Here is a 5,037-nt window from a genome sequence, read left to right on the forward strand (position 1 = left end):
CCCGGCGAACACCAGCCGGATGTTGTCGATCAGCCGGGTGGTGCCCACCTTGGCGGCGACCGCGAGGATCGCCTCGCCCTCGTACCCGTCCGCGACCTCGGTGAAGTCCCTCGGGTCGACCAGGGCCACGTAATCGAGGTGCAGCGGCGGTTCGACGTGCGCGGCGTCCGTCAGCACCGCGCGGGCCGCGGCGCGGGCGACGGACGGGCCGTGCGGAGGCCCGGACGCGGCATAGGCGACGGCGTGCGCGTCGGCGGCGGCCCGGTCCTCCCCCAGGGCCGCCAGCGCCGCGGAGCGGTCCTGCGTGGGGTGCCCGGTGGACGCGGCGCGGGCGCGCAGCGCCTCTTCGGCGGTGAGCCGGTCACGGGCCGCGAAGAGCGCCGCGGAGAGCGCGAGCGCGGTGCGCCGCTCCGGCCCGGAGAGGTAGCGGTTGCGGCTGGAACGGGCGAGCCCGTCGCCCTCCCGGACCGTGGGGACGCCGACGATCTCGACGGGGAAATTCAGGTCGGCGACCATCCGCCCGATGACCGCGAGCTGCTGGGCGTCCTTCTCCCCGTAGAACGCGACGTCCGGCGCGGTCAGATGCAGCAGCTTGGCGACGACGGTGAGGACGCCGTCGAAGTGCCCGGGGCGGCTGGCTCCTTCGAGGACGGTCCCCATGGGGCCCGCGCTGATCCGGATCTGCGGTTCGCCGCCCGGGTAGACCTCGTCGGCGGACGGCGCGAAGACGGCGTCGGCGCCCGCCGCACCCGCCAGGACGACATCCGCGTCCAGGGTGCGCGGATAGCGGTCGAGGTCCTCGCCCGCGCCGAATTGCAGCGGATTGACGAACACCGTGACGACGACCTGGCCCTTCGGCCCGACGCGCTCACGGGCGGCCCGGATGAGGGCCGCGTGCCCCTCGTGCAGCGCACCCATGGTCATGACAACAGCCCTCGTGCCACTGCGGCGCGGCAGCTCGCGCAGCGCCGCGGCGGTGTGCACGAGCCGGGGCCCCGGCGTCGGCTGCCGACCGGCATTCGAGGATGGGCTGATGGGCGAGGAGGTCATGCGTCGCCTCCGGAGGAGCCGGGGTCGGGGGTCTCTGGGCGTTCGGGTGTCCCGGGGGCTCCGGGGGTTTCCGGGGATTCGGGTGCCGCGGAGCCTCCGCGGGAATCCGTGCGGCCGGGGGTGGGGCCGGGCTCGCCGCCGGCGGAGCCATTCGCAGCGCCGTTCGCGGAACCGCGCCCCTCGGAGGGGGCGTCGCCCTCGGGGGGCGCATCGGCCTCGGGGGGCGCACTGCCCTTCAGGGGCGCACCGCCTTCCGGTGCCACGGCCGCCTCAGTCGCCGGCCCCGCGAGCACGTCCAGCAGGTCCTCCGCCAGTTCCGGCTTGAGCAGACCGCGGGCCAGCGCCCGGTCCGCGGTCGTCCGGGCCATCGCCAGATACCCGGCGACGGCCTGCGGCGCATGCCGGCGCAACTCCGCCACATGGGCGGCGACGGTGCCCGCGTCGCCCCGTGCGACCGGCCCGGTCAGGGCGGCGTCACCGGACCGCAGCGCATTGTCCAGGGCCGCGCCGAGCAGCGGGCCGAGCATCCGGTCCGGGGCCTGGACACCGGCCTTCTGCAACAGCTCCATCGACTGTGCGACCAGCGTGACCAGGTGGTTCGCCCCGATGGCCAGCGCCGCGTGATACAGCGGACGGGCGGACTCCGCGATCCACTCGGGCTCCCCGCCCATCTCGATGACCAGCGCCTCGGCCGCCATCCGCAGCTCCTCCGGCGCGGTCACCCCGAACGAGCAGCCGGCGAGCCGCTGGACGTCCACCGACGTGCCCGTGAACGTCATCGCCGGGTGCAGTGCGAGCGGCAGCGCACCGGCCCGCGTGGCCGGATCCAGCACCGCCGTCCCGTAGCGCCCGGAGGTGTGCACCAGCAGCTGACCCGGCCGTACGGCACCGGTCTCGGCGAGGCCGCTCACCAGGCCGGCCAGGGCGTCGTCGGGGACGGTCAGCAGCACGAGATCCGCGCGGGCCAGCACCTCGGCCGGGCTGACCAGCGGAACGTCGGGCAGCAGCTCGGCGGCCCGCCGCACCGAGGCGTCGGAGACCCCGGAAACGGCGACCGGACGATGCCCGGCAAGTTGCAGCGACGCGGCGAGCGCGGGCCCGACGCGGCCTGCGCCGACGACTCCGACGGTGAGCCGGGCGGGCCGGTCCTGGGCCTCGATGGGTGGGTGTGCATTCACGCGGCGATGGCCTTCCGTTCCAGTCCGCGGGGGGTACCGGACGATTCGTCGCCATGCTACGCGAGTGTCTCCGACAGCCCGGAGAGCCGTACGGAGGGTGAGACGGAGGTCTCGGAGCAGAACCGCCGCCCGGCGCGGCGGAGCTGATGCACGTCACGGGCGCGGGCACCTGCCGGCACCGCACGGGCGGCTCGTCGATGGCGTGTGGACGGCGCGTGGACGGCAATGGTCGTGGATGGCCATGGCTCGTGGTTGGGCGATGGCTCGTGGATGGCCAGTGGCTCGTGGATGGCCATGGCTCTGGATGGGCGGTGGCTCGTGGATGGCCGGTGGCAGGCCCGACCGCTGCCCGCAGGCCACCCGCGGGGCTCGGCCCGCGGGGCCGCCCGCGGAGCGCGCCCGGGTACCTCGCCCAGCACCTCCCACCGGCTGTTTCCTGTCGCTCCGCGGGGCTTCCCGGCGCTCGCCTCCGCCTCCCTCGGAAAGTTATCCACAGGGCTCGCCGCCTCCCGCCCGCCTGCGCCATGATCGACGCATCGCCGCGCGCACTGCACGAAACGAATGGGAGGCGGGGGCCATGACTCAGCACGGGGCATCGCGGAACGGGACACCCAACGGGACACCTGGGGACGTGGATCCCAGGGCCGGGACGGCTGCGAACGAGGCACCCGGGGACACTGCGTCTCAGGACGGGATGCCACGGGACCGGACGCCACGGGACGGGACGCGGACCGCAGCGACGACGAAAAGGACCGCGACGCCGTCCGCGACCGCCGACGAGAAACCGGCAGGCGACGCATCGAGCACCACATGGTCCGACGACGCCCCGGGAGACGCCCCGACCACCAGTGACAGCGGCACCGCGCCCGGGCGGAAACGACGGCTCACCGCGCACCGCGGCTCCGCCCGCAAGCTGAGCGGCCCGGCGGTGGAGACGGTCCGGGAGCGGCTGACGCGCCTGGTGGCCGATGCTCCCGATGCGTACGACCTCGACGACTGGACGGATATCTACGGCAGCGACGACAGCATCGTCGGCGAGCTGGAGCGCCGTACCGCCGAGGCCCTGGGCACCGAGGCCGCCGCGTTCTTCCCGACCGGCACGATGGCGCAGCAGGTGGCCCTGCGCTGCTGGGCGGGGCGGACCGGCAGTCCGACGGTCGCAGGCCATCCCCTGTCCCATATGGAGGTCCATGAGCGTGACGCCTATGCGGTGGTCAGCGGGCTGCGCATGGTGCATCCGACGAACGCGCCACGGCTGCCGACCGCTGCCGAGATCTACGACCTCCAGGAGCCGTTCGGCACCCTGGCTCTCGAACTCCCGCTGCGGGACGCCGGGTTCCTCCTCCCGACGTGGGAAGAACTGACGGCGACGGTGGCTGCGGCACGGGACCGGGACGCAGTGGTGCACTTCGACGGCGCCCGATTGTGGGAGTGCGCCTCGCACTTCGGGCGCACGCTCCCGGAGATCGCCGCCCTCGCGGACAGCGTCTATGTCTCCTACTACAAGTCCCTGGACGGCATATCCGGCGCTGCCCTCGCCGGCACCGAGAGCTTCGTGGCGGAGGCGCGGGCCTGGCGTCACCGGTACGGCGGGCAGTTGTTCCAGCAGTGGCCGGCGGCGCTGGCCGCCCTGGCCGGGCTGGACCGCGAGCTGCCCCGGCTGCCGCAGTACGTGGCGCACGCGAAGGTCGTCGCGCAGGCGCTGCGGGACGGTTTGGCGGAGGCGGGCGTGCCGTGGTTCAGGGTGCACCCGGAGATACCGCACACCCATCAGTTCCAGGTATGGCTCCCCTACCCGCCGGACGCACTGAACTGGGCCGGCGTCCGGCAGGCGGAGGAGAGCCGCACGACGCTGTTCCGCACCTGGTTCGAGCCCGGCCCGGCAGGACCGCCGGGAGTAGCGCAGACGGAGGTGACGGTGGGGTCATCCGCGATGGACTGGACGCCGGAGGAGGTACGAACGGCCGCGGCCGACTTCGTGTCACGCATCGGCAACTGAGGCCGCGGGGGGCGTGGTTGGGCCCGCGGTGGGTGCGGTCGGGCTGGACGGGGACGGGGAGCGGTTGCGCTCGACACGGAAGGGGAGCGGGCGCGACGCGGGCGAGCCGACGCGGGCGGACGCAATAGAGACGCAATACAAGCGGGTGCGACGCGGGACAAGCGGGCGCGACGCGGGCGGGCTGAATCGCCGTGGGTGTCCATGCCCTCGCTGTTGGCGCGGCTGAGCCTGACGTGGGCGGGCCGGCACCGGCGCGGAGCAGGGCGTGCTGAACCGCCGTGGGCGTCCACGCCCCCGGCGTTGACGCAGCCGAGTCCGGCGTGGACGGGGCTTGCCCCCGCTGTGGGTGGGACAGCTCCGCCGAGTTGGGCCAGGCCCTCTGAGTGGAGCCAGCCCCCATTGGGTGGGCGCCAACTCGACGAGGGCTCAGCGTCGCCCGGCCATGGCGCGACTGCGCTCGCGGCGGGCCGGGCTGGCTCGACGTCGTCACAGCTGAGCCCGCCATGGGCCGGACCCCGTAATGGGCGACCCGTCACGGGCACGGGAAGCCAGGCCGCGGGCGACGCTGAACCCGCATGGCCACGGGTAGCCAAGCCTGGGCGACGCTGAACCCGCATGGCCACGGGTAGCCCGGCCGCAGGCGACACTGAGCCCGCCATGGTCGGCGATGCCCCGCCGTGGGCGTGGCCGAGGCCGCAGCGGGCGCGGGTGTGCCTCTGTCGTGGTCGAGCTAGCTCGCCGTGCTTGTGCACGAGCCCGCAGCGGGCGCGGTGGTCGGCGCTGCGCCAGAGTCTTTTGCGCGGGGGGCGG

The 5,037-nt window shown here is 74.3% G+C and carries 3 protein-coding genes; 1 reads left to right on the top strand and 2 read right to left on the bottom strand.

From position 1 onward, the window contains the following. Nucleotides 1-1,050: pantoate--beta-alanine ligase (gene panC / locus IEZ17_RS33745; protein WP_189306902.1), on the bottom strand; the 1,050-nt coding region annotated here is incomplete at its 3' end. Further along, nucleotides 1,047-2,228 carry a Rossmann-like and DUF2520 domain-containing protein gene (locus IEZ17_RS33750; protein ID WP_189306904.1) on the bottom strand — a complete coding sequence of 394 codons (1,182 nt, stop codon included), beginning with the start codon at nt 2,226-2,228 and terminating at the stop codon, nt 1,047-1,049. The genes IEZ17_RS33750 and panC, both read right to left, overlap by 4 nt. A gap of 694 nt (nt 2,229-2,922) precedes the next feature. On the opposite strand from IEZ17_RS33750, the gene IEZ17_RS33755 reads away from it, so the two are divergent. Continuing rightward, on the top strand, nt 2,923-4,227 hold the full coding sequence (locus IEZ17_RS33755; protein ID WP_189306906.1) for a threonine aldolase family protein: 1,305 nt from the start codon (nt 2,923-2,925) through the stop codon (nt 4,225-4,227). The last annotated feature ends 810 nt before the right edge of the window (nt 4,228-5,037 follow it).

Source organism: Streptomyces albospinus (assembly GCF_014648695.1).
Lineage (GTDB): Bacteria > Actinomycetota > Actinomycetes > Streptomycetales > Streptomycetaceae > Streptomyces > Streptomyces albospinus.